This window comes from Flavobacterium resistens (assembly GCF_900182645.1).
GTDB classification, from domain to species: Bacteria; Bacteroidota; Bacteroidia; order Flavobacteriales; family Flavobacteriaceae; genus Flavobacterium; species Flavobacterium resistens.
In genome coordinates this window covers 925,438-950,917 of record NZ_FXTA01000002.1, presented here as the reverse complement: position 1 = coordinate 950,917, position 25,480 = coordinate 925,438, and the positions used below count along the sequence as shown (strand labels likewise).

At 33.2% G+C, this 25,480-nt stretch carries 19 protein-coding genes; 14 read left to right on the top strand and 5 right to left on the bottom strand.

What is annotated here, in order from left to right; all coding sequences use genetic code 11:
- The first annotated feature begins 109 nt into the window (after window positions 1-109).
- Both FN795_RS10170 and gpmI read left to right on the top strand, forming a co-directional pair.
- Window positions 110-2,539 carry a DUF5916 domain-containing protein gene (locus FN795_RS10170; protein WP_142450492.1) on the top strand — a complete coding sequence of 810 codons (2,430 nt, stop codon included), beginning with the start codon at window positions 110-112 and terminating at the stop codon, window positions 2,537-2,539.
- A gap of 139 nt (window positions 2,540-2,678) precedes the next feature.
- On the top strand, window positions 2,679-4,196 hold the full coding sequence (gpmI, locus tag FN795_RS10165; RefSeq protein WP_142450491.1) for a 2,3-bisphosphoglycerate-independent phosphoglycerate mutase: 1,518 nt from the start codon (window positions 2,679-2,681) through the stop codon (window positions 4,194-4,196).
- An 89-nt stretch (window positions 4,197-4,285) separates the two neighbouring features.
- Here the strand turns inward: gpmI and FN795_RS10160 are convergent, their stop codons facing one another.
- Complete coding sequence (locus FN795_RS10160) at window positions 4,286-5,539, bottom strand: DUF445 domain-containing protein (RefSeq protein ID WP_142450490.1); 1,254 nt, start codon at window positions 5,537-5,539, stop codon at window positions 4,286-4,288.
- A gap of 217 nt (window positions 5,540-5,756) precedes the next feature.
- On the opposite strand from FN795_RS10160, the gene map reads away from it, so the two are divergent.
- From map to pruA, 6 genes are all read left to right on the top strand, one after another.
- Window positions 5,757-6,575 (top strand): type I methionyl aminopeptidase, encoded by an 819-nt coding sequence (gene map, locus FN795_RS10155; RefSeq protein WP_142450489.1) that lies wholly within the window; start codon window positions 5,757-5,759, stop codon window positions 6,573-6,575.
- A gap of 24 nt (window positions 6,576-6,599) precedes the next feature.
- The gene (locus tag FN795_RS10150; protein WP_035651697.1) at window positions 6,600-7,373 is read left to right on the top strand and encodes a class I SAM-dependent methyltransferase; all 774 of its coding nucleotides are present in this window, start codon (window positions 6,600-6,602) and stop codon (window positions 7,371-7,373) included.
- A gap of 114 nt (window positions 7,374-7,487) precedes the next feature.
- Complete coding sequence (locus tag FN795_RS10145; RefSeq protein ID WP_142450488.1) at window positions 7,488-10,391, top strand: DEAD/DEAH box helicase; 2,904 nt, start codon at window positions 7,488-7,490, stop codon at window positions 10,389-10,391.
- A gap of 82 nt (window positions 10,392-10,473) precedes the next feature.
- Window positions 10,474-11,733 carry a type IX secretion system plug protein gene (locus tag FN795_RS10140; RefSeq protein WP_142450487.1) on the top strand — a complete coding sequence of 420 codons (1,260 nt, stop codon included), beginning with the start codon at window positions 10,474-10,476 and terminating at the stop codon, window positions 11,731-11,733.
- A gap of 79 nt (window positions 11,734-11,812) precedes the next feature.
- Complete coding sequence (apaG, locus tag FN795_RS10135) at window positions 11,813-12,199, top strand: Co2+/Mg2+ efflux protein ApaG (protein ID WP_012023834.1); 387 nt, start codon at window positions 11,813-11,815, stop codon at window positions 12,197-12,199.
- Between the two features lie 222 nt (window positions 12,200-12,421).
- Window positions 12,422-14,047 (top strand): L-glutamate gamma-semialdehyde dehydrogenase, encoded by a 1,626-nt coding sequence (pruA, locus tag FN795_RS10130; RefSeq protein ID WP_142450486.1) that lies wholly within the window; start codon window positions 12,422-12,424, stop codon window positions 14,045-14,047.
- Between the two features lie 93 nt (window positions 14,048-14,140).
- Here pruA and FN795_RS10125 read toward each other — a convergent pair whose 3' ends face one another.
- The 3 genes from FN795_RS10125 to FN795_RS10115 are packed head-to-tail and all read right to left on the bottom strand — an operon-like array spanning window position 14,141 to window position 17,670.
- On the bottom strand, window positions 14,141-15,880 hold the full coding sequence (locus FN795_RS10125) for a CocE/NonD family hydrolase (RefSeq protein WP_142450485.1): 1,740 nt from the start codon (window positions 15,878-15,880) through the stop codon (window positions 14,141-14,143).
- 12 nt (window positions 15,881-15,892) lie between these two features.
- Complete coding sequence (locus FN795_RS10120) at window positions 15,893-16,612, bottom strand: LytR/AlgR family response regulator transcription factor (RefSeq protein ID WP_142450484.1); 720 nt, start codon at window positions 16,610-16,612, stop codon at window positions 15,893-15,895.
- The gene (locus tag FN795_RS10115; RefSeq protein ID WP_142450483.1) at window positions 16,609-17,670 is read right to left on the bottom strand and encodes a sensor histidine kinase; all 1,062 of its coding nucleotides are present in this window, start codon (window positions 17,668-17,670) and stop codon (window positions 16,609-16,611) included. Before FN795_RS10115 ends, FN795_RS10120 begins: the two co-directional genes overlap by 4 nt.
- 318 nt (window positions 17,671-17,988) lie before the next feature.
- Here FN795_RS10115 and FN795_RS10110 point away from each other — a divergent pair, with 318 nt between their 5' ends.
- Window positions 17,989-18,720, top strand: coding sequence for a hypothetical protein (locus FN795_RS10110; RefSeq protein WP_142450482.1), 732 nt, complete (start codon window positions 17,989-17,991; stop codon window positions 18,718-18,720).
- A gap of 80 nt (window positions 18,721-18,800) precedes the next feature.
- Here FN795_RS10110 and rsmG read toward each other — a convergent pair whose 3' ends face one another.
- Window positions 18,801-19,430, bottom strand: coding sequence for a 16S rRNA (guanine(527)-N(7))-methyltransferase RsmG (gene rsmG / locus FN795_RS10105; RefSeq protein ID WP_142450481.1), 630 nt, complete (start codon window positions 19,428-19,430; stop codon window positions 18,801-18,803).
- 107 nt (window positions 19,431-19,537) lie between these two features.
- Here rsmG and FN795_RS10100 point away from each other — a divergent pair, with 107 nt between their 5' ends.
- From FN795_RS10100 to FN795_RS10080, 5 genes are all read left to right on the top strand, one after another.
- Entirely contained in the window at window positions 19,538-20,635 is a 1,098-nt protein-coding gene (locus FN795_RS10100) for a fatty acid desaturase family protein (protein WP_142450480.1), read from the top strand.
- Window positions 20,636-20,711: 76 nt separating this feature from the next.
- Complete coding sequence (locus tag FN795_RS10095) at window positions 20,712-21,902, top strand: pyridoxal phosphate-dependent aminotransferase (protein WP_142450479.1); 1,191 nt, start codon at window positions 20,712-20,714, stop codon at window positions 21,900-21,902.
- 364 nt (window positions 21,903-22,266) lie between these two features.
- Window positions 22,267-22,722 carry a ferritin-like domain-containing protein gene (locus FN795_RS10090; protein WP_142450478.1) on the top strand — a complete coding sequence of 152 codons (456 nt, stop codon included), beginning with the start codon at window positions 22,267-22,269 and terminating at the stop codon, window positions 22,720-22,722.
- Between the two features lie 141 nt (window positions 22,723-22,863).
- Complete coding sequence (locus FN795_RS10085; RefSeq protein WP_142450477.1) at window positions 22,864-23,265, top strand: hypothetical protein; 402 nt, start codon at window positions 22,864-22,866, stop codon at window positions 23,263-23,265.
- 129 nt (window positions 23,266-23,394) lie between these two features.
- Window positions 23,395-25,263 carry a peptidase U32 family protein gene (locus tag FN795_RS10080; RefSeq protein ID WP_142450476.1) on the top strand — a complete coding sequence of 623 codons (1,869 nt, stop codon included), beginning with the start codon at window positions 23,395-23,397 and terminating at the stop codon, window positions 25,261-25,263.
- Window positions 25,264-25,480 lie beyond the last annotated feature (217 nt).

The following is a 25,480-nucleotide window of genomic DNA, read 5'->3' as shown; positions in this document are numbered from 1 at the left end:
AATACAATTAAACATTATTTTTGACGCTTAAAACTGTAACAATTGAAACAAATCGAAGTCTATTAGTGCAGTAATATCATTTTGATCAGCCATTTTCCTTTAAAATTTCATGAAAAAATTAATTTTCTTAAGTCTTCTTTTATCCACTTTTTGGAGTTATAGCCAAAAGAAAATCCTTCAGGCTCAATCAACTGTGGAATCTATTTCGATTGATGGGAAATTAGATGAAGCGGCTTGGGAAAATGCGCCAATTGCAACTAATTTTATCATGTTTGAGCCAGATAATGGCAAACCAATTCCGGAAGGAAAGAAAACAGAAATCAAAGTTCTTTATAATAATGATGCTATTTATATTGGCGCCATGATGTATGATGATGAGCCAAATAAAATTTTAAAAGAAATATCACAGCGAGATAATTTTGGAACTGCCGATATTTTTGGAGTTTTTGTAAATGGCTTTAATGACGGACAGCAAAATTTTGAGTTTTTCGTTTCTGCTGCCGACGTTCAGGGCGATTGTATTATGACAGACGCAATTGGAGAAGACTATTCTTGGGATGCTGTCTGGCTGAGCAAAGCCCGTATTACAGACAAAGGCTGGATTGTCGAAATTAAACTTCCTTATGCGGCGCTTCGTTTTTCTGCAGAAAATAAACAAACCTGGGGAATCAACTTTTTTAGAGAAGTAAAACGCGAACGCAAAAAATACACGTGGAATCTAATTGATACTAAAATTGGAACTTTTACCCAGCAAAATGGAGAATTGGCCGGAATTGAAAACATTAAACCTCCTACTCGATTGTTCTTTTTGCCGTATGCTTCTTATTATTTAAATGCTGCTGACGGCCAAAAAACGTACGGTCAAATGAAAGGCGGAATGGATATTAAGTACGGAATTAATGATGCTTTTACACTTGATGCCATTTTAATTCCAGATTTTGGACAAACAAAATACGACGATCGAATCTTAAATTTGAGTCCGTTTGAACAGCAATTCAATGAGAATCGTGCTTTTTTTACAGAAGGAACTGATTTATTTAATAAAGGAAACATTTTTTATTCGAGAAGAATTGGAGGAAGCCCATCAATTGATCCCGAACTAAATGATAATGAAAAAATCATTGAAAATGTTCAAAATGTGAATCTTGTAAATGCATTAAAAGTTTCAGGAAGAACAAAAAAAGGTTTAGGAATTGGCGTTTTGAATGCTGTTACCGAAAAAACTTTTGCTACAATAAAAGACACTATTTCAAATGAAACAAGACGCGTAATTGTTGAACCTTTGACAAATTACAATGTTCTCGTTTTGGATCAGCGTTTTCGTAAAAACTCATCGGTTACTTTTATTAATACGAATGTTACGAGAAATGGACATTATAGAGATGCAAATGTCACAGGTCTGGCTTGGGATTTAAATACTAAAGCAAACACTTATAGTTTATATGGAAATGCAAAATACAGTCATATTAATACAGAAGAAGATAAAAATGGCGTTTTTACAACAATCGGTTTTGCAGAAACTAGCGGAAAATACCGCTACAGTTTTGGTTCTGATTTTGTGACGAAAGGTTACGATCCAAATGACCTTGGAATTAATTTCTACACCAATTATTATAACTTTTATGGAAATGCAAATTATAGAATCCTAAATCCAACGAAACTTTTCAACAGCTTTAGAGTCAACTATAACATGTATGCCGAATTCAATAAAGAATCTGGAAAAGTACAGGACAATAGCATTAATGCCAATGTAAATTTGACAACTGTAAAAAATAATTATTACGGAGGAGGATTTACCATTTATCCTTTAGAATCTCATGATTATTACGAGCCAAGAGCTGACAACAGATATGTCATTATTCCGAGAAAAATCGAGGCTTGGGGAAGCGTTTCAACTAATTACAATAAAAAATTTGCACTGGACCTTAATCCGTCTATTGTATTTGCAGACGAACCAGGAAGAATGGCTTATGGCTTTGATGTAGGTCCGAGATATCGTTTTAACGACAAACTGCTTATGACGTATTATTTTAGCTTTTTCAGAAAAAACAACAATAAAGGATATATTGACAACGTAGATGGCGATGACAATGAAAACACTCCTGACAACATTGTTTTTGCAAATAGAAATGTTATTACTTACTCTAATACTCTCGGAGGAAAATATGCCTTAAATAGCACAATGACGTTTAATTTATCGGTGAGACAATATTGGTCTTATGCTGAAAATAAAGATATTTTACAATTGGAAGAGGACGGCACATTGACACCATATCCAGAATACACAGACAATAAAAATTCAAGTTTTTATTCCTGGAATGCCGATTTATCGTACTCATGGTGGTTTGCTCCAGGAAGTCAGGTTTCTGTATTGTACCGCAATAATGCTGATAATTTTGAGCGCGTTATTGATAAACAATATAAGGATAATGTAACGGCTTTGCTAAATAATGATGCATTAAAACACGTTTTTTCAATCAGCGTCAAATACTTTATTGACTATAATGCTGTCAAAAATAAGATAAGAAAAAGAGCTTAGCGTGAATTAATTTTAAAAAAAAAGTCCTTCTTTAATTAAATTATTATTTTTTAATACGCTTCATTTTATTAAATATAAATGTACCGTGACTTTCTTGCAAAGTATAGAAATGACTTATCTTTGTAGAAAACAAAAAGTAATGAACAAGAAAGTTATCCTTATGATTTTAGACGGTTGGGGAAAATCTCCTGACCCTAAAGTATCTGCAATAGACAATGCAAATGTTCCTTTTATAAACAGTCTTTACAAAAATTACCCAAGCGCTCAATTAAGAACTGACGGATTAAACGTTGGTTTGCCTGAAGGACAAATGGGAAATAGTGAAGTTGGCCACATGAACCTTGGCGCCGGAAGAATTGTGTATCAGGATTTAGCCAAAATAAATTTAGCTGTAGCACACAAAACACTTGCTAAAGAACAAGTTTTAATTGATGCTTTTACTTATGCTAAAGAAAACAATAAAAAAGTACACTTTCTAGGATTAGTTTCTGACGGAGGTGTTCACTCTCATACTTCTCACTTACGTGGTTTAATTGATGCTTCGCAAGAATATGGTTTAGATCAGGTTTATGTTCACGCATTTACAGACGGACGTGATGTTGACCCTAAATCTGGAGCAAAATACATTCATGATTTGGATGAATATATTAAAGATACTCCTGTAAAAATCGCTTCAATCGTTGGTCGTTACTATGCAATGGATCGCGACAAACGTTGGGAACGTGTAAAATTAGCTTACGATTTAGTTGTAAACGGAGTTGGAACGCCATCTAAAAATGCTGTTGCAAGTGTTCTTGCAAGCTACGAAAAAGATGTTACAGACGAATTTATCGAACCAGTGGTTATTGTTGATGAAACTGAAAAACCGCTTGCTACAATTGTTGAAGGTGATGTCGTAATTTTCTTCAACTTTAGAACAGATAGAGGACGTGAACTTACTGAAGCGCTTTCGCAACAGGATTTCCACGAACAAAATATGCATAAACTAAACTTGTATTATGTAACATTGACAAACTACGACGAAACGTATCAAAACGTAAAAGTGGTTTACAATAAAGATAATATTACAGAAACACTTGGTGAAGTTTTAGAAAAAGCGGGCAAAAAACAAATCAGAATTGCTGAAACTGAAAAATATCCTCACGTAACTTTCTTCTTCTCTGGAGGTAGAGAAACTCCTTTTGAAGGTGAATCTAGAATCTTAAGAAACTCACCAAAAGTTGCAACTTACGATTTACAGCCAGAAATGAGCGCTTACGAACTTGCGGATGCTCTTGTTCCTGAATTGAACAAAGGTGAAGTTGATTTTGTTTGTTTAAACTTCGCAAACGGAGACATGGTCGGACATACCGGAATTATGGAAGCTGCAATTAAAGCTTGTGAAGCGGTTGACGCTTGCGCGAAAAAAGTAATTGACGCTGCTCTTGCAAACAATTACACTACAATTGTAATTGCCGATCACGGAAACTGCGAAACGATGATCAATCCTGATGGAAGCCCAAATACGGCGCACACAACAAACCCTGTGCCGATTATTTTGGTTGACAAAGAATTGAAAAATATTCAGAATGGTGTTTTAGGTGATATTGCTCCAACAATTTTAGAATTGATGGGAGTGGCTCAACCAAATGCAATGACTTGTCATTCGTTATTATAGAAAAACACTTTTATTTATAAAAAAGAGGCTAATTTAAAAATTAGCCTCTTTTTATTTACGTTAGTTTTGTCATTTCGAGGAACGAGAAATCACATTATAAAATAATGATAAATCTGTTCAACTCCATAAATCACCAGCCCAATAACTCCTCCAACCAAAGTTCCATTGATTCTGATATATTGAAGATCCTTGCCGATTTCTAATTCCAATTTTTCAGAAACTTCTTTTCCGTCCCAGCTTTTTACGGTTGATGAAATTAAATCTCCAATTACTTTTTTATTGTTTAAAAGAACCGAAAGCATATCATCTTTAATGAAATTATTGATTTTGTCAATCATAATTGCATCTTCTTTAATTCCGTTTCCGAAAGTCTGAATTAAGTTTGAAATACTGTTTTTTATTGACGAATCGTCTCCTTTTTCCAAGTCATTTGTAATAGATAATTTTATTTCGTCCCAAATTCCGTTGATATAATCCTGAACCTCTTTTTTTCCGACAAAACTTAAAATCATATTGTTGATTTTAATTCGCATTTCTTCGGAGTTTTTAATTTTTTCCAGAAAATCAAAAACATATTCGTCGATTTTAACTCTTACTGCGCTACCAGGATTTTTCGCCTCATTTAGAAAATCCTGCAAACCATTAAAAACACCTTCTGTAATACTTTTATCGGCGAGGCCAAAACTCAAAAGCGGTGTTGACGCTTTTACTTTTTTCCGAATTAAATCTTTATTGTTTGTCAGTTCTGAACTCATAACTTCTAAAAGATTGGTCAGTAACTGATCTTTCACATTTCCTTTTTGTAAAGGCTCTAATGCCAATGCGACCCAATCTCCAAAGTTTATTCCCTCTAGTTTTTCCTTAAACTGAACCTGAATAAACCGCTTTATATCTTCATCTTTAATAGCTTTTAAAATCCCCGGAATAATATTTACCGAAACTACATTGGCAATTTTATTGGCGTTTTCTTCCTGCGAAAGCCAATCTGAAGCTTTGGTTGCAAAATTGAATTCGTCAAGTTTTATTTCTAATTTTTCCCGATTCAGAAATTCTTCCGAAACAAAATTTCCCAAATTCTCTCCAATTTCATTTTTCTTGGTCGGAATAATAGCGGTATGCCAAATCGGAATTCCCATCGGATGACGAAAAAGCGCTACAACAGCAAACCAATCGGCAATTCCACCAACCATTGCTGCTTCACTAAAAGCCTGCAACATCGGAATTTTAAAATAAATAGCAATTATAAAAAGAAGCACAGCAAAACCTAAAAGCGACAAAGCTGTTGCTTTCATTTTTTTTAATGCTTTTACTTTTTCTATATCCTGATCCGTCGAAATTTCCATGATTTTGACATTTTACTACTAATTTATGGCTTTTTTCTGAGATAATTGCTTGTTCTTATACTTTAGACAGCCACGAATTCACAAATTTCTTTTAAAAATTAATTAATTGATTTGTGTAATATGTTTTTTAAAAATTTTGTTTTGAGATAATTCGTGAATTCGTGGCGAAAAATTTTAATTAAAAATTGTACTTTTGCGAACTGAAAATGGGAAAAATATGATTATCCAAAAAACTAGAGAGGAAATCGAATTAATGCGCGAAAGTGCTTTGATCGTATCTAAAACATTAGGAATGATTGCTTCTGAAATTAAAGAAGGAGTTACTACATTATATCTTGACAAATTAGCCGAAGAATTTATTCGTGATCACGGTGCAGTTCCAAGTTTCCTTGGATTGTACGATTTCCCGAATTCGCTTTGCATGAGTCCAAATGCTCAGGTAGTTCACGGTATTCCTAACAATACACCTCTAAAAAGCGGTGATGTTATTTCTGTGGATTGCGGTGCTTTCAAAAATGGATATCACGGCGATCACGCATACAGTTTTGAAATCGGAGAAGTTGCTCCTGAAGTTAAAAGACTTCTTCAGGTAACTAAAGAATCTCTTTACGTTGGAATTAGAGAATTTAAAGCAGGAAATCGCGTTGAAGATGTTGGAAATGCGATTCAAAAATATACTGAAGCTCACGGTTACGGAGTTGTTCGTGAATTGGTTGGACATGGTGTTGGGCAAAAAATGCACGAAGAACCGGAAATGCCAAACTACGGAAAACGTGGACGTGGAAAGCTTTTTGTTGAAGGAATGGTTGTAGCAATTGAGCCAATGATCAACATGGGAACCAAAAACATTAAACAACTTAAAGACGGCTGGACAATCTTAACTGCTGACGGAAAACCTAGTGCGCATTTTGAGCATGACGTTGCCTTAGTTGATGGAAAACCAGAATTATTATCGACTTTTCAATACATCTACAAAGCTTTAGGAATCGAAAGTAATGAAGAAGATGAATTTAGAAAAGTCCCATTGGTTCTATAACAAAAACAACCCGAATCTATTCTTGTGAAAAAATTATTTAAACTTGTACTTAATACAATCCCGCGTCCATTATTAATTCGTTTGAGTTATGTGGCGCGTCCAATTTTAGCATTATCTTTAAAAGGAAGTAAATATACTGACCCTATCGACGGAAAAAGTTTTAGATCTTTTCTGCCTTACGGATACGGAAAACAACGTAATAATGTGCTTTCACCAAGCACGCTTTCTTTAGAGAGACACCGTTTGCTTTGGTTGTATTTAAACGATCAGACTGATTTTTTTACAGCACCTAAAAAAGTATTGCATTTTGCTCCGGAACAAGCTTTTTACAAAAGATTCCGCAAGCAGAAAAACTTAGATTACACTACAACCGATTTACTTTCGCCTTTGGCAGATGTAAAAGCAGATATCTGTAATTTGCCTTTCAAAGACAATGAATATGACGTTATTTTATGTAATCATGTTTTAGAGCATATTCCAGACGACACAAAAGCGATGCAGGAATTATATCGTGTTTTAAAACCAGGCGGAATGGCGATTTTACAGATCCCACAAGATTTATCACGCGAAGTTACTTTTGCAGATGACTCGATTACAGATCAAAAAGAGCGTGCTAAAATCTTCGGACAATATGACCACGTTCGTGTTTACGGACGCGATTATTTCGATAAATTAAGAAGTATTGGCTTTATTGTAATTGAAGAAGATTATACTAACAAAATTGCACCAGAATTAGTTGAGAAATACTGTTTGGCAAAAGGCGAAATTATTCCGCTTTGCTTTAAACAGGAAAACTAATTTTTTCACCATATAAGTTCATTTATAAAGAGTTTTCAAATTATTGATATTTTGAAAACTCTTTATTTTTTTAGCCCAATTCCCAAAATACAAGCCTAACCAAATCCCTAAACCTTGGAACCTACAAAATCATTTCAGTTCTGTTTTGACATCAGTTTTGAAAAAAATCTGAATGCTTATATCCCAACTGCGTATATTGTTGAAAATACCAGCGAAATCAAATATCTGAACAAAAAAGCAACAAAAACTATAATTGAAAGTTTCGGAATTGATTTCGAAAATTTAGATCCTAATTCAAAAAGAATTCTCAATATTTGCGAATCTTTAAAACCTGAATTTATATTCAAAAAATTCGGTGCAAAAATCAAATCAGCGAAAACCATTGCCGATTTGCAGAAAGATTCCAAAATTGATTTCGCCATTCGCCAGCATTTAAAAATCAATTTAAGTCCGTTTTACGATCTAATTGTAAAGGAGCAATTTCCTTTATCCATTAATTTAGGACCAGAAAAAGATTTTTATCGTTCAAGAGTTAGCATAGAACCTCTAGATTTTGAGCCTCAAATTCAATTCGACAAACATGCTGAAGGCATCACATACACTCTTTCATTAAAAGAAAATGAAAATACTTTTTTACCAATGAATAAAAGTGTTGACATCCTTTTAGATGAACCAGGCTGGCTAATTATTGATAAAAAGCTAGGGCAGTTAAAAGAATTAAATGCTAAAAAACTGACTCCATTTTTAAAGAAAAAATCAATTGAAATTCCTTCAAAATTGGTTGATGATTATTTTAAGAATTTCATTCCGGAAATTGCTAAAAAAATCGACATTGATGCCAATGGTTTTGAAATTGAGCTTCGCGATCAAATCGTTTCCTACACGATTCAGCCTGTTTTTGATTTCTTTAAAAACTGTTATTATCTCAATGTTTATTTTGATTATAACGGATATGTTTTTGACGGAAGCAAAACTAAAAAAACACATTCTTTTGTTGATTTCAGCGTAGCAAATGAGCCGAGAATAATTCAATTTAAACGAAGCTCAGATGAAAATTCATATACCGATAAGTTACTCGAAATTGGTTTAGAAAAAATTAAAAATGAGTTATTCGGATTGAAATCGGATGTTGAAACTTCTGATCCTTATCTTAATATTCAACTCATTATTGATAATAAGGAAAAACTGGAAAGCTTAGGTTTTACCATTCAAAATTTAAAACTTGAAAGCAAAGAAATCATTACAGAAAGCAATACAATTTCGATTGCAAAAGAAACAAAAGCAGATTGGTTCGACATCAAAATCATTATTACAATTGGTAATTATAAAATCAATTTCAGTGAAATTATTCCGAATATAAAAAGCAAAGAAAGACTTTTCCAATTGCCTGATGGAAACTATTTTTTGATTCCGTTAGAATGGTTCAGCAAATATGGTTCTTTGGCAAAATTGGCCAAAACAGAAAACGGAGCAATCCTTTTGCGTAAGAGCAATTTCACGGCTCTGGACGGAATTTCAGAAATTGACAATGATTTAGACCAAATTTATCAAGCCGAATTTACGGCTTCAGATTTAATAAAAGCCACTTTAAGACCTTATCAAATCGATGGTGTAAAATGGCTTTTGAAGCATTTTAATTCCAATATGGGTGCGTGTCTCGCTGATGATATGGGACTTGGGAAAACATTACAGACATTGTCTGTTTTGGTTTCCGTACAGGAACAATTAGGTTTTACAACCAAAACCACCAATTTTGATTTGTTTGCCAATGAAACTACGATTGAGAGAGAACCACTTAAAGCTTTAATTGTTCTTCCTTCTTCGTTGGTTTTTAACTGGTTTAATGAAGCTGGAAAATTCACACCGCACTTTTCTAAAATGCAATATGTTGGCAATGACCGAAAATTATTGGCGAGCAGAATAAATTCAACGGACTTAATTTTCACAAGTTATAGTATTGTTCATCGTGATATTTCTATTTTAGAAAAATACGATTTCCGTTATTTGATTTTGGACGAAAGTCAATACATTAAAAACAAAAATTCTAAGATTTTTAAAGCTATTAACAAAATCAGTACTGGGCACAAAATTGCGTTAAGTGGTACGCCGATCGAAAATTCGCTTGACGATTTATGGTCACAAATGCAGTTTATTAATCCGGATATTTTGGGTAGTTATGCTTTTTTCATGGAAAATTTCAAAAATCCGATTGAGAAAAAACAGAATGAAGAAGTTTTAAGCGAATTAAAAAACCTCATCGCTCCTTACATTTTAAGAAGAACGAAAGAACAGGTTTTAAAAGATTTACCAGAATTGACAGAGCAGATTTACTATTGTGATATGGATCCTGAACAGGAAAAATTATACGAGAAAGAAAAATCAAAAGCTCGTAATTTCTTGCTTAAAACAGACTCAAGTCCAGATAAAATTAGTATCATCAATACTTTGATGAAGTTAAGACAACTGAGCAATCATCCAAAAATGGTCGATCAAGAATCTGAAATTGATTCAGGAAAATATATTGCTGTTACCAATTATCTTGAAAATTTAGTCAAAGCGAAACAAAAAGTAATCATCTTCAGTTCGTTTGTTACGAATTTGAGTTTTTATACCGATTGGTGCAAAGAACATAAAATAGAATTTTGTGAAATTACAGGAGAAACTCCAGCAAGCAAAAGAGAACAAGAAGTAAAACGTTTTCAGGAAAAAGAAAATCCATTGTTGTTTTTTATTTCGCTAAAAGCGGGAGGCGTTGGATTAAATATTACCAAAGCTTCGTATGTTTTATTTTTAGATCCTTGGTGGAATCCTTTTGCCGAAAAACAAGGTATTGGACGAGCGCACAGAATCGGGCAAATGAATAAAGTCAATGTAATTCGTTTTATTTCGAAAAATACAGTCGAAGAAAAAATCATTAAACTACAGGAAAATAAAAAACTATTATCTGATTCTCTTTTAGAAGAAAGTTATATTAATGATGAAATTGAAGGCAATTTAGAATATATTTTGGGTTCATAATGAATTGTTTCGAAAACCAATAAATTGGCATCTTATTACGTTTAATAAAATTCTTATATTTACAATCTTACAACGTAATACGATGCCAAAATTTTTATTTCAAAGCCTACTGTTGCTCTTTATTTTTACTTCGGCGAAAGCCCAGGAAGTACAAAATGAAATAGATCCTCCTTATAATATAAAAACGGCCTCGTTTGTTCAAAATGATACCAATGTTGTTCCGATATTTGAATTAGGATCTGTATTTTCATTTCAGTTTGATGATTTATTTGGCAACGAAGCGAATTATTATTTTGAAGTGGTGCATTGTGATTACAATTGGATTCCGAGTGATATTCCAAAAACAGATTATGTTCGAGGTTTTGACAATCAAAGAATTACTGATTATTCAAATTCTTTCAATACACTTCAAGGCTATTCGCATTATACGTTAACTTTTCCGAATCAATTTACAACTCAGCTTAGAATTTCAGGTAATTATATGCTGAAAATTCTCAATGAAGACCGGGAAGTTGTTTTTTCCAGAAAGTTTGTTTTATACGAAAATCATTCAACAGTTGCCTGTTTAGTAAAACGAACAAGAAATCTCAGCAATATTGACTTTAAGCAAAATCTTGAATTTACGATATTATCAAATGATATTGTTTTTCAAACACCTTTGCAAAACATAAAAGTACTTTTGTTGCAAAACGGAGATTTTAAAACTAGTATTAAAAATGTTCCGCCACAATATACCATTGGAAATCAAATGGTATACAAATATGATAAAGAAACACAATTTTGGGGTGGAAATGAATTTTTATATTTTGAGAATAAAGACATTCGCGCTGCCAGTAATAATGTTGCCAGGATGGGTTCTAACAATGATGTTTACAGCTCCTATTTATACACCAATCACGCAAGAGGCAATCAAATTTATACGGTTTATGAAGATGTAAACGGAAATTTTGTTGTGAAAAACATCAACGGATTTAAACAGGAAATTGAGGCCGATTATGCCTGGGTTTATTTTAGTCTTTCGGCGCCAGCTTTTCAATTAAACAAAGACATTTATATTGCCGGAATGTTCAACAACTACAGCCTTTCACCAGAATATAAAATGGATTATAATTCAGATAAAGGAATTTTTGAAAAAGCCGTTATGATCAAACAAGGTTTTACCAATTATCAATATAGAACAGTAGATAAAAAAGGTAATATTGATTATGAAAATGCTGTTGATGGAAATTTTTATCAGACTGAAAATGAATATACCATCTTGGTTTATTACAAAGAAAGTTCTGATCGTTATCAAAGAGTGATCGGAAAAGGAAACGGAAACTCAATAAACATCGTTAATTAAAACAATGTTAACGTTTTCACTTCAATCATTTTTTTTCGTAGATTTGCAACTATAACGTACACATATATACTACTTTAGTATGGTTTCTCAGATTACAAGAGGCATAAAAATATCAGTTTTAACTAGTTTTGAAGGAACTTACTTCAAAAACTACAAGATTCATTTTGCTTTTAGTTATGTAGTTACGATTGAAAACCATAGTAAAGACTCTGTACAATTAACTTCGCGTCATTGGGAAATTTTTGATTCTTTAAATGATTTGGATATTGTAGACGGTGAAGGCGTTATTGGTAAAAAACCGGTTTTAAAACCAGGTGAAAACCACACTTACAGCTCTGGTTGTTTATTGTCATCTCCTTATGGCGCTATGAAAGGTCATTTTAATATGATCAATTTTACTACAACTAAAACGTTCAAAGTTATTGTTCCTACTTTTAGAATGTGTGCTCCTTTTGCATTGAACTAATTTAAGGTTCGTTTCTGTTTTTTTTATTTTTCAAAATTCAAGTAAACATTTTTTTTGTCTAAATCTTTTTGATTTTAAGCAATTAAATATTGATTATTTTACAAACTAAATCATTCCCTTATTAAAATTCAACTTTTTAATATTGTATTGTGATAAATTCAGATTATCATTTGTACTTTTGTAAAAAATTAAACAAATCGTAATTTTAAAATAATTTATCCCATGTTAAAAGGATTCTTTCATGTACCAAAAGCGGTAAACGAGCCTGTAAAAGGATACGCACCGAACTCACCAGAAAAAGCAGCTGTACAAGCAGCTTACGCTACAATGTGGAACTCTCAAATTGATGTTCCTTTACACATTGGAAGTGAAGAAATCAGAACTGGAAACACAAGAAACATTACAGCACCACATGATCACCAACACGTTGTTGGAAAATATCATTTAGCTGAAAAACAACATATTGAAAAAGCAATTGCAAATGCTCTTGAATCAAGAAAAGCGTGGGCAAATATGGCATGGGAACAACGTGCTGCTATTTTCTTAAAAGCTGCTGAATTAATCGCAGGACCATACAGAGCTCGTATTAACGCAGCAACAATGATTGGTCAGTCTAAAAATATTCATCAAGCAGAAATCGATGCTTCTTGCGAATTAATCGACTTTTTACGTTACAATGTTGAGTTCATGACTCAAATCTACAACGATCAGCCAAAATCAGATTCTTCTGTTTGGAACCGTGTAGAATACAGACCTCTTGAAGGTTTTGTTTATGCTATTACTCCATTCAACTTTACTGCAATCGCTGCTAACCTTCCTGCAAGTGCTGCTATGATGGGTAACGTTGTAGTTTGGAAACCAAGCGACAGCCAAGTATTTTCAACTAAAATCATTTTGGATGTTTTCAAAGAAGCAGGAGTTCCTGATGGCGTTATCAATGTAGTTTTTGGAGATGCTTTAATGATTACTGATACTGTTTTAGCGAGCCGTGATTTTGCTGGTGTTCACTTTACAGGTTCAACTCATGTGTTTAAAGATATCTGGGCTAAAATTGGAGCTAACATCCACAATTACAAAACTTACCCAAGAATCGTTGGTGAAACTGGAGGTAAAGATTTTATCATCGCTCACCCAAGCGCAAACGTAAAACAAGTAGTTACAGGAATTACTCGTGGAGCATTTGAATTCCAAGGGCAAAAATGTTCTGCGGCATCTAGAGCTTATATCCCACAAAGTTTATGGCCAGCTGTAAAAGAACAATTAATCGCTGATGTAAAATCTATGAAAATGGGTTCTCCAGAAGATTTCGGAAACTTCATTACAGCAGTTATCCACGAAGGTTCTTTTGACAAATTAGCTAGTTATATCGACCAAGCTAAAAAAGATGCTGATGCTGAAATTATTGTTGGTGGTAACTACGATAAATCTGTTGGATACTTTATTGAACCAACAGTTATTGTAACTACAAATCCAAAATATACTACAATGGAAACTGAGTTGTTCGGACCAGTTATCACGATTTATGTTTACGAAGATGCTAAATGGGAAGAAACTTTAGAATTAGTTGATACTACTTCTGAGTACGCTTTAACTGGAGCAGTTTTCAGCCAGGATCGTTATGCTATTGAAGTGGCTACAACGAAATTACAAAACTCAGCTGGTAACTTCTATATCAACGATAAACCAACTGGAGCTGTTGTAGGAATGCAGCCGTTTGGTGGAGCAAGAGCTTCTGGAACTAACGATAAAGCAGGTTCTGCATTGAACTTATTACGTTGGGCTTCTCCAAGAACTATAAAAGAAACTTTTGTAACTCCAGAAGATTACAGATATCCTTTCTTAGGTTAATTTTTAGTTTCAAGTTTAGAAATGTTTCAAGTTTCAAGTTAGAAACTGTATCTATAAAAAAGCCGAATCTTTAACAAGATTCGGCTTTTATTTTTATTTCCAGATTGGAATTTTTACAAAACTGTCGTTATACCATTTTATTTTTAATGGTTCTTTGGCGTCTTTGATACTTTCTTCGGTGACTGTTTTTCCGGTTCCGTAATTTATTTCTGAAAATGGATTTTTATTTACATTTAATGTGATTAATAATCTACTTCCTTTACTTAATTGTTTGCTTACTAAGTGTGTGTTTGAAAAAGGAATCGTTTCTATCGTATCTGGTTTCAACAGATTTCTTTGGGTAATATCTTTAGCATAACTGGCTCGGCCAATAAAATAAGCCAAATGAAAATAAGTTCCATCAGGCATTACCTCGTACAAAGTCACGCCGATATCCATATCTTTTTTATTGATACTGGCTTTGATTTCTCCTAAAAATGAACCATTTACCAACAAAGGCTCTTTTATTGGATCGCTTATAAAAACATATCCGTTTGTTGTATCGACTTGGTCATTAATAATTGGATCTGGGTAATAAAAGTTGTTGCTATTCACTCTATCAGCAAAATCAACCTCTTGTGGCAAATAGCCTTTTTTAGCAGGTTTCTTGTTATCCAATGAATAAAAATCACCCAATTTATCATTGCTCAGATAAAATGTTAGAAAGCCGTTATTCATTTTATCTATAGAGGGAGCGCTCCTCCATTCATTAGCTCCCATCACTTGGTAATTAACTCTATCTTTTAAAATTTCTGGTTTGGGTTTATTTTTAAAAATATAATCAAACCATTGATAGGTTATTTTGTTGGTATTTATCAAAGCATCTGCATCAACTTTATAACCATTCAGTACAGCAATTCCTCCTCTTTGCGCACCAAAATGACTATATGGACCGATAATTAAATAAGAATCAGCTTTAGGATTATATTTATGAAGTTCTCTTAAATAATATAAACTCGAATTCTGAGAATCATTGTAATAGCCATCGATTGCCAAAATAGGAATATTTATTTGAGCGAAATCTTTTTTGTACGGTCCCATTTTTTGCCAATATTCGTCAAAAGAAGGATGTTGAATCCATCGTTGAAAAAGCCTATTTGGACTTCCATCAATACTATCCATTTTTTTATAAGCTACTCCGCTTTGCCACCAATTAAACTGCATTTTTCTAAAACGCTGTCTATCATTTCCTACTAGAGTATCCAAATATTTATTATTTCCAACGTAAAACGACCATTCATAATTAGGGTTTATAAATACATTGTTTTCCATGGGCAAACCCATTCCTGCTTTATTAGCAACATAAGGAACTATCGTTTTAAGTGCCGGATGCATTTTTTTACAGGCGGCCCATTGTGTTAATCCATTATAACTTCCTCCATACATTCCTACTCTTCCATCGCACCATTCTTGCTTACTGATCCAGTCGATAACATCATAAGCGTCATTAGCATCATTTTCGTACGGAAATATTTCTCCAGGACTAAATCGCTTTCCTCGTGAATAAGCAATTACGCCAACATAATCATTGTCTGCGGCAGCTTTTAAAGATTTCAAATCTCTTTCTTCTGAAACATAAATAGTAAATTGAAGTATAACAGGTTTTGGAATCATAATTCCTTTTTTTCGCACTACTATTGCCGATATAAAAGCTCCATCTCTAGTCTTGATCATTACACTATCCTGAATATTATAAACGCTTTTTAAATCTTCAGATTTTGTTTTAATTGTTTGCTGTGAGAATACATTTGATATCAATAAAATAAGAAATATAAAATTTAAAGTAGTTTTCATATAATCGTTCTATTAAATTCCGTTGCTGTTTTTAAATTTTACCGATTGACGTTTTGAAACTTTTAATAGTTCTCCGGTTTTTAATTTTATTTCCAATCCGCCATCAATTGTTTTGTTTAGATCTTGTATGTATTTAATGTTTACAATTTCGGTTCTGTTAATTCTCAAAAAGACATTCTCATCCAACATTTCTTCCCACTGACGAAGCGATCGCCTTTGCATTGCTTTTTTGTCCTGAAAAAAAAGTCTGGTGTAATTTTCCAGCGATTCAATCAAATAAATTTCATCTAACGCAATAAAAAATCGCTTTTCTCCATCTTTAATAAAAATTCTTCGGTTTTGTTCTGCCGAATCATTTACAGAAGATTTTACACTTAAAGTGTTTCTTATTTTTTCGATCGCTTTCAAGAAACGTTCCTCTCTTATCGGTTTCATTAAATAATCTAAAGCATTTACTTCAAATGCCTGTACAGCATATTGATTGTACGCTGTAATAAAAAGTACTGTTGGTACATGATTCAAAGATTCTAATAAATCGAATCCCGACTTTTCAGGCATTTCAATATCCAAAAAAATCAAATCAGGCATTTTTGTTTCGATCAAATCCTTGGCATCATCAGCATTTTCAGCCTCGCCAATAAGAATAAAATCTTCATATGATTTTAAAACTTGCTTGAGTTCTTCTCTTGATAAGCGTTCATCATCTATTATTATAACTTTTATCTTTTTCATTTCGATGGAATTAAAATTGTCGCCAAAACCGTTTCATTATCCATTTCTTTAATTTCAAAAAAAGCGTTTCCATTATATTGTAACAGCAATCGCTCTTTCAGGTTTTTTATCCCAATACCTGAATCTTTTATTTCTTTGCTGAGTTTGCCTGAATTTTGAACCGTAATTTTCATAAAATTGTTTTCAAGCTCAATTTTGATCGCTATAAATCCGCCGTTTTTTCTTTTTTCAATTCCATGTTTTACGGCATTTTCAACCAATGTCTGAATACTAAAAGGCAGAATTAAATGAGTCAATTCATCTTCATTTGTTTCAATTTTGATTTGCAATCGTTCTTCAAAACGTATTTTTTCTAATTCGAGATAATCCTTAACCAGATTTATTTCGTCACTTAAAGGGATTAGCTTTTCAATATTGCTATTTAAAGAATTCCTTAATAAGTCGGACAAAAGATCAATTGCTCTTCTGGCTGCATGCGGATTTTCTAAAACCAGAAATTTTATATTATTCAGGGAATTAAAAAAGAAATGCGGATTAAGTTGCGCGCTTAGGTTATTAAGTTGCGCTTCTTTTAGTATGACGGATAATCGAGCGTTTTCTTTTTCAGTTTGCAATTCAAGTCTTGAATAATGATAAAGATGATAAGCCAATACCCAAATAGCCATTAATCTTGTACCTGTAATGAATATTTGCAACTTTATCGATTTAAAAAACAATATAAATGGCAAAGAATTGCTTTTTAGAATAAAGAGACGAACAAGGTATAATTTGCCGGCAATTAAAACTGTATATATCACTGAAAGTATTAAAACGCCGATAATAATTTTTGGAATTAATGTTTTTAGATTCAATTTATTCCATTCCTTTTTTAAAACAAAATTCCTATAAAGATGCGTCAGCAAAATACCAATTGAAACATCCAGTATCAAATCTGCAATACCAATTTTCCATATAAAATTACCACTAAAAAAGGCCTGAAATCCCCAATACAAAGAAGCTGTACTCCAACCTATGATCTGAATTTTCCAGTAAGTCGATATTGTTTTTGTTATTTTCAAAATATAAAGATATTTAGTACTGAAGTAAAGGTATTTCTCTAATACAGATTGAACAAATAAAAGTACATGAAAGAAAAATAATAGGTGATGAATGAGATTTATTCTTGATTGCAATAAAATATACGAGTCTAAATTGGCAAAAATGAGACTTACATTTTAGCATTATACGATTTGTAATCTTTTTCTTATTTAATTAAAAATCAGCCGACTAAAAAAACAAAAAAGCTTATTTTAACATTAATAAAACTTCTTATTCCCTTCAAAAAAACAACACCCATATAAATTTGCTGAAAAATAGGAAAACTTAAATAACAGCATATGAGAAACTTAAACAACGTACCGAAAATAATTCTACAATCAAAAAGTGTTGGATATCCTATCGATTTTAAATGGAATAATAAAAAGATGGAAATGTTTTTAGATCCATTAGAAGGAAATGAAGAATTAGAAACCATACTATCTCAAATTAGCCATAAAGCCTGCATAGGACTAACAGCAGCTTTATTAGAATGGTTTTCATGGCGCTTTAATGGCTATTCTATGGCAACAAATGACATTCAAAAACGTATAGAAGCACTTTGGTGTTCTGTTCGCGATAGCCATGAAACAGATCCTCTACTATTTGATACTGAACTAGACATTCCGGATTCTGGCTCAGTAAACGGACCATTATGGGTTGCACTTATGAATGTGAGAATGATTGATGTAAGATATAGAAAAGGTTCTTATTTTCTTCAAAGCGAGCTTATTGGACTAGTATTGCTTGCACGTTATATTACTCCAAAGAAAAAGTTTTTTGACAAATGGCTTGACCAAACAATTACAGCTTTATTAGAGTCATATCCGTGTACATATAACTCTAGGGAGGCAAATCAAAGTGATGAAGACTTTTATGATTCATCTGACGAAACTGTTATATGCCGAGAATTTTTCTTTGATTCAAAATTTCATTATACTCCTGAAGCCTGTGAAGCAGCATTGAATAATTTCATCAACAATTTAGATCATAAAGCGAATCCGTTTTTGCATTTATCAAAAAAAGCATCTTAATTTTAATTACTATTAATTCAAAAAATAACCCGGAAGAATTTTATTAATTCTATCCGGGTTATATATTTTAAATCTCTAATTTAAGGTTTAAACTTTAAAGGCAGATGCACGACTTTTTTGGTTTCAAAAAATTCATCTTCAAAATGATCTGCCAAATCATATAAAGTCGCATTTGGGAAATCTTTTAATTCTTCATTTAAATCACCGCCTTTCAAATACAAAATTCCGTTTTTGAGAGTATGTTTATGCTGTTTTTTGATTTTATCATGTATCCAGGAAACAAAATCAGGCATATTCGTTACAGCTCGGCTTACAATAAAATCAAAATCGCCTTTTACCAATTCAGCACGTTTTTGTTCCGCTTTTACATTCTTCAATTCTAATGCATCGGCAACTCCCTGAACTACTTTTATTTTCTTTGCAATAACATCAATTAAATAAAAACGAGTTTCAGGAAAAAGAATCGCTAACGGAATTCCCGGAAAACCTCCACCAGTTCCAACATCCAAAACAGTTGTTCCAGGCTCAAACTTCATGATTTTAGCAATTCCTAACGAATGTAAGATGTGTTTTGTATATAATGAATCAATGTCTTTGCGCGAAATCACATTGATTTTCTCATTCCAATCGTGGTATAAAAAGTCTAATTGTTGAAATTGTTTGATTTGAATATCAGTCAAATCAGGAAAATATTTCAATATCTCATCCATTGCTCTAAATTTTTAACAAAAGTACTACTTTACGATTGAAATATTTAACTCAATTTTGCAAATTGAAAATTTATAATAATTACCTTTGAAAACTATTTAAAATAATTATGAATAACCCTGCACCTACATTTGCAAGACAAGATAATCTGAAGTTTTTCAGAACGCTTAACTCTCGCGTAAACAATTACTTCAAAGAAAACAATATCCAGAAAACTGGAAATTGGAAACTGCATTTAAAAGCTGTTATTCTTTTTGCGGTCTTTTTAACACCTTATTTTTTAATCCTCACTCTTAACATGCCTTTTTGGGTAATGTTGTTGTTATCTATCGTAATGGGTATCGGAATGGCCGGCGTTGGAATGAACGTAATGCACGATGGGAACCACGGTTCTTATTCGAACAAAAGCTGGATAAACAAATTAATGGGTGGAACTATTTATGTTCTGGCTGGAAATGTTTACAACTGGCAAGTTCAGCATAATGTACTGCACCATACTTACACTAATATTCCTGGACATGATGAAGATCTTGATGCAGGAAGAATTATCCGTTTTACAGAACATGCAGAATGGCATAGTTTTCACCGTTTTCAACATTATTATTCTGTTTTCTTATACGGATTACTGACTTTCAATTGGGCAATTACAACCGATTTTAAGCAAATGCGTAATTACCTAAAAAGAAAATTATCTTACGGAGAACCAAAAAGCCCAAAAATCCTTTGGACAACTTTAATTATCACAAAAATCATCTATGTATCCATCTGGATTGTATTGCCAATCGTAATTGGAATTACATGGTGGAAAGTGGTTCTTGGATTTTTTGTAATGCACTATACAACAGGATTAATCTTAAGTATTGTATTTCAACTAGCACACGTTGTTGATCACACTACTAATCCAGAGCCAAATGAATTAGGCGAAATGGACAACACCTGGGCTATTCACCAATTGTATACCACAACTAATTTTGCTCCAAAAAATGCAATTGTAAACTGGTACACAGGTGGATTAAACCATCAAATCGAACATCATATTTTTCCACATATTAGTCACATTCACTATGGCAAAATTGCAAAAATCGTGAAGGAAACTGCAAAAGAATGCAACCTGCCATATTACGAATACAAAACTATGCGAAGCGCTATTGTAGCTCACTTCAAACATTTACGTGACTTAGGAATGAAGCCAGAATTATCAGTTTAAAAACTAAAAAAAAATCTATTAATAATTAACCTTCCTTAAACAACACAGCAAATTTAAGGACATCAAAAATTTTATAATGAATCATATTCTTTCGGACAGAATCAACAATCTTGCTACTTCACAGACATTAGCAATGGCTGCATTGGCACGCGAATTAAAAGCACAAGGAAAAGACATTATCAGTTTAAGTTTAGGCGAGCCTGATTTCAACACGCCAGACTTCATTAAAGAAGCAGTAATAAAAGCAGTAAACGAAAATTATAGCACTTATTCTCCAGTAGAAGGTTACCTTGAATTGAGAGAAGCAATCTGCAGAAAATTCAAAAGAGACAATAATTTAGAGTACAAACCAACCCAAATCGTAGTTTCTACAGGAGCAAAACAATCTTTATACAACATTGCGCAAGTAATGTTAAACGACGGTGACGAGGTTATTTTACCAGCACCATACTGGGTTTCTTATTTCGAAATCGTAAAACTTTCTGGCGGAGTTCCAGTTGAAGTTCCAACTTCTGTTGAAACAGATTTCAAAATCACTCCAGAACAATTAGAAGCTGCAATCACACCAAAAACAAAAATGATGTGGTTTTCTTCTCCATGTAATCCATCTGGGTCTGTATACAGCAGAGAAGAATTAACAGCTTTGGCAAAAGTTCTAGAAAAACACCCAAATATTTACGTAGTTGCTGACGAAATTTATGAGCATATCAATTTCTCAGGAACTTTCTGCAGTATCGGTTCAATTCCGGGAATGTTAGAAAGAACAATCACTGTAAACGGAGTTGCAAAAGCATTTGCCATGACAGGTTACAGAATTGGATATATTGGCGCACCAGAATTCATCGCAAAAGCGTGTACAAAAATTCAGGGACAAGTAACATCTGGAGCAAACTCTGTAGCACAACGCGCTACAATTACAGCTGTAGATGCAGATCCAAGTGTTTTAAACCACATGGTTCAGGCTTTCCACGGTCGTAGAGATTTAGTTGTTGGATTATTAAAAGAAATCCCAGGAGTAAAAATCAACGTTCCAGAAGGTGCATTCTACGTATTCCCAGACGTTTCTTCTTTCTTCGGAAAAACTTTAAAAGGACACGAAATTAAAGATGCAAATGATGTTTCTATGTATCTTTTAGCTGAGGCAAATGTTGCGACTGTAACAGGAGACGCTTTCGGAAATCCAAACTGTATTCGTTTCTCTTACGCAACAAGCAACGATATTTTAACAGAAGCATTACGCAGAATCAAAGAAGCTTTGACTGCATAATAATATAATAAGTTTTATTAAAACGGCTTAAGGTTCAAAAGTTTCATCACTTTTATACTTTAAGCTGTTTTTTTATGTCAGTATTTTGGGCGTGTCCCTCCGGGTCGGGCTATTCGCTACAAGTCCTCGCACTTCCTTCGTCAGGCTGTGGGCTTTCCACTGCTATCCCTCACGCAAAACGGTAAACGAGAAAATTCATTTTCAAAAGAAAAAAATCTAAAAAATCTGCCAAATCTGCGAGAGCAAAAAAAACACTTTCAAAATTCCCATTCCACAATATTGTAAAACGACAGTTATAATCCTGTAAAACATAACGTTTTAGAAATCGTCAACTTTGTAATGTATTAATTAAAAACTATTTATCATGACAAATACAGATGTAAACACAGATGAAACCGTAAAAACTTTAAATGGATTAATTTCAATTCTTGAAGACGGAAAACTAGGATATACAAACGCCGCTGAACACGTAGAAAATCTAGCCATGAAAGCCGATTTTCTTGATTACGCCCGCGAACGCGCCTTATTTATTGTAGAATTACAAGACGAAATCAATAAACTAGGAAAATCAACAGACACTTCTGGCGGAGGACCATTAGGCGCTTTACACCGCACTTGGATTGATATCAAATCATCATTTACCGGAGGCGACACAAAAGCAATCATCAACGCTTGCGTTACAGGTGAAGAAGCTGCAATTGAAAAATACAAAATGGCACTTGACGAAAACCATTTTGAACACAGTCAGGTTTATATTGTTTCAAAACAATTGAACAGCATTCAAAACACTTTATCACAAATTAAAATGAGAGCAAATTAATATCATTCTAGCTTTTTATTTTGAGAAAAACTGCTTAGTTTAAATAACTGGGCAGTTTTTTGTTTATTTTTAAGACCATTCTCAAAACTGAAACTACAAATATTTTTAATACTGTTAATCTCAAACCAACCTCGACAATACATGAAACATATTTTTTTTAATTTAATAATTCTTCTTTTATTCACCAGCTGTGAAAAAAAAGAGCCCAAAAACATTAATATTAAATTCTCATCTGAAGAAGCTTTTGATTCTGACTATTTAAAAAGAAACGAAAGTCAAACTGCAGAATTAATTACTCATAAAAAAACAGAAAAAGGTATTGAAATCATAGTTGAAAAATATGAAACGGGAGGCCTTATATATTACGGAGATTCAAAAATAATGAATGACACTTTATTTCTTTACTATTGGATAAATACAGATCCAATGGATATATCAGCAGTTTTAATCCCAAAAAGATTTAAATACGAAATTAAAAATGTATCGTACAAACAAATAAAATTTGAATACTTAGGAAATAAATTCAAAAACAACACAGAATAAACTATAAATTCATTCCATATTAAGTTAACAATTTCAAAAAAATCTCTCTATCACTAGCAAACTCAAATAATTTATTAGACCTTTGCACACTTTTTTTCGGGAATACCACAAAAGTCTAAAGTTTTAGAAATGAAGAAGAAAATCGAAATATTAGCTCCTGCTAGAGATTTAATTGGAGGAATCGCAGCCATAAACAGTGGTGCCGATGCAGTTTATATTGGTGCGCCACAATTTGGTGCACGTTCTAATGCCAACAATTCTATTGAAGATGTTGCAGAACTAGTGAAATACGCGCACTTATTTAACGCACAGGTTTTTGTGGTTATGAATACCATTTTGTACGACAACGAATTAGAAACGTGTCGCGCAATGATCTGGGAGTTATACGATATTGGTGTTGATGCCTTGATTATTCAGGATATGGCGATTATGGAAATGGAGCTTCCTCCTATCGTACTTCACGCCAGTACACAAGCCAATAATCGTGATGCCGATAAAATCAAATTCTTAAAAGATGCCGGAATTAAACGTGTAGTTTTAGCACGTGAATTAAACCTGCATCAAATTAAAACGATCTACGACGAAGCTGATGTTGAATTAGAGTTTTTCGTAACTGGAGCTTTATGTGTTTCTTTCAGTGGAAACTGTTATATGAGTGTGGCAAATGGAGAACGAAGCGCTAACCGTGGTTCTTGCGCTCAAAACTGTCGTTTACCTTATAACTTAATCGACGGAAACGGAGATACTTTAATCCGAAACAGTCACTTACTTTCGATCAAAGATTTAGATGTTTCAGATCAGATTCCAAATTTGATCGAAGCTGGAATCGTTTCTTTTAAAATTGAAGGAAGATTAAAAGATGTAGCCTACGTTAAAAATAACGTTTCCTATTTACGTCAAAAATTAGACAGTTATCTAGAAGGAAGCGATAAATACACAAAAGCTTCTTCTGGAAAATGTACTTATACTTTTGATTCTACTTTAAGCAGAACTTTCAATCGTGGCTATACCGATTATTTCGTAAACGAAAGACACAGCTCGATTGGTTCTTGGGAAAGCCCAAAATCAAAAGGTCAATATATTGGTAAATTAATTAGAACTGTTGGAAACGCTTACGAAATCGAAAACGGCGAATTACTAAACAACGGCGACGGACTTTGTTTCATAAACGAAAATAACGAAGCTGACGGAATCTACGTAAACAAAGCTGAAAACGGAAAAGTATATCCAAATGTTTTAAAAGAAATAAAAGACGGGACTTTCATTTACCGTAATAATGATATCGCTTTCATCAAAATTGTAGAAAGAGAAGATAGTGCCATCCGTAAAATCGGAACGACTTTATTACTTACCGAAAACGAAAACGGTTTTGAATTAATCGCAACCGACGAAGACGGAAACGTAAGTACAGTCATTTTGGAGCATTCAAAAGAACAGACAAAAACAGGCGAATCAATCGAAGAAAACATAAAAGTTCAATTGGCTAAAACAGGTTTTACACCTTACAGCGCTGACGAAATCAACATTATGTTTTCTCAAAACTGGTTCCTTCCTATTTCAAAAATCAACGAAATGAGAAGAACAGTTTACGAGCAATTATCAGAAATTCGTTTGGCAAATTACAAACGTGAAGAACACCAATTAGTAAAAACGTCACATCCGTATCCAGAAACCAAATTGGATTTCATGTACAACGTTTCGAACAAAACGGCTCGTAAATTCTACGAACGCCACGGTGTAACCGAAATCGAAAAAGCATTCGAATTACAATGGGATCCAGGAAAATCTCGTGTAATGACAACAAAATATTGCATCAAATACGAATTAAAAAAATGCCCAATACACCAAAAAGACATAGTTGGTGTTAAGGTAAAAGAGCCATTAGTATTAAAACAAGGCGAGCTTGAATACAAACTAAAATTCAACTGCAAACCCTGCGAAATGGAAATCTGGGAAAAAGATGCAGAATTCGAGATTGAAGAAGATCATTTTCACTAATATACAAACCGATGCTTTTTTAAAGAAGTATCGGTTTTTTATTTTGGGCGTGTTTCGCCGCGGCGAACCGGGCTATCCGTTTCAAGTCCTCGCCTGTTCGTTCCTCACGACTGTGGGCTTTCCTCTTCTATCCCTCACGCGAACGGTTTTATAAGAACTTTTACGTTTATAATTTCATTTCATATTTTCCTCAATCTTGTCATTCCGAGGAACGAGG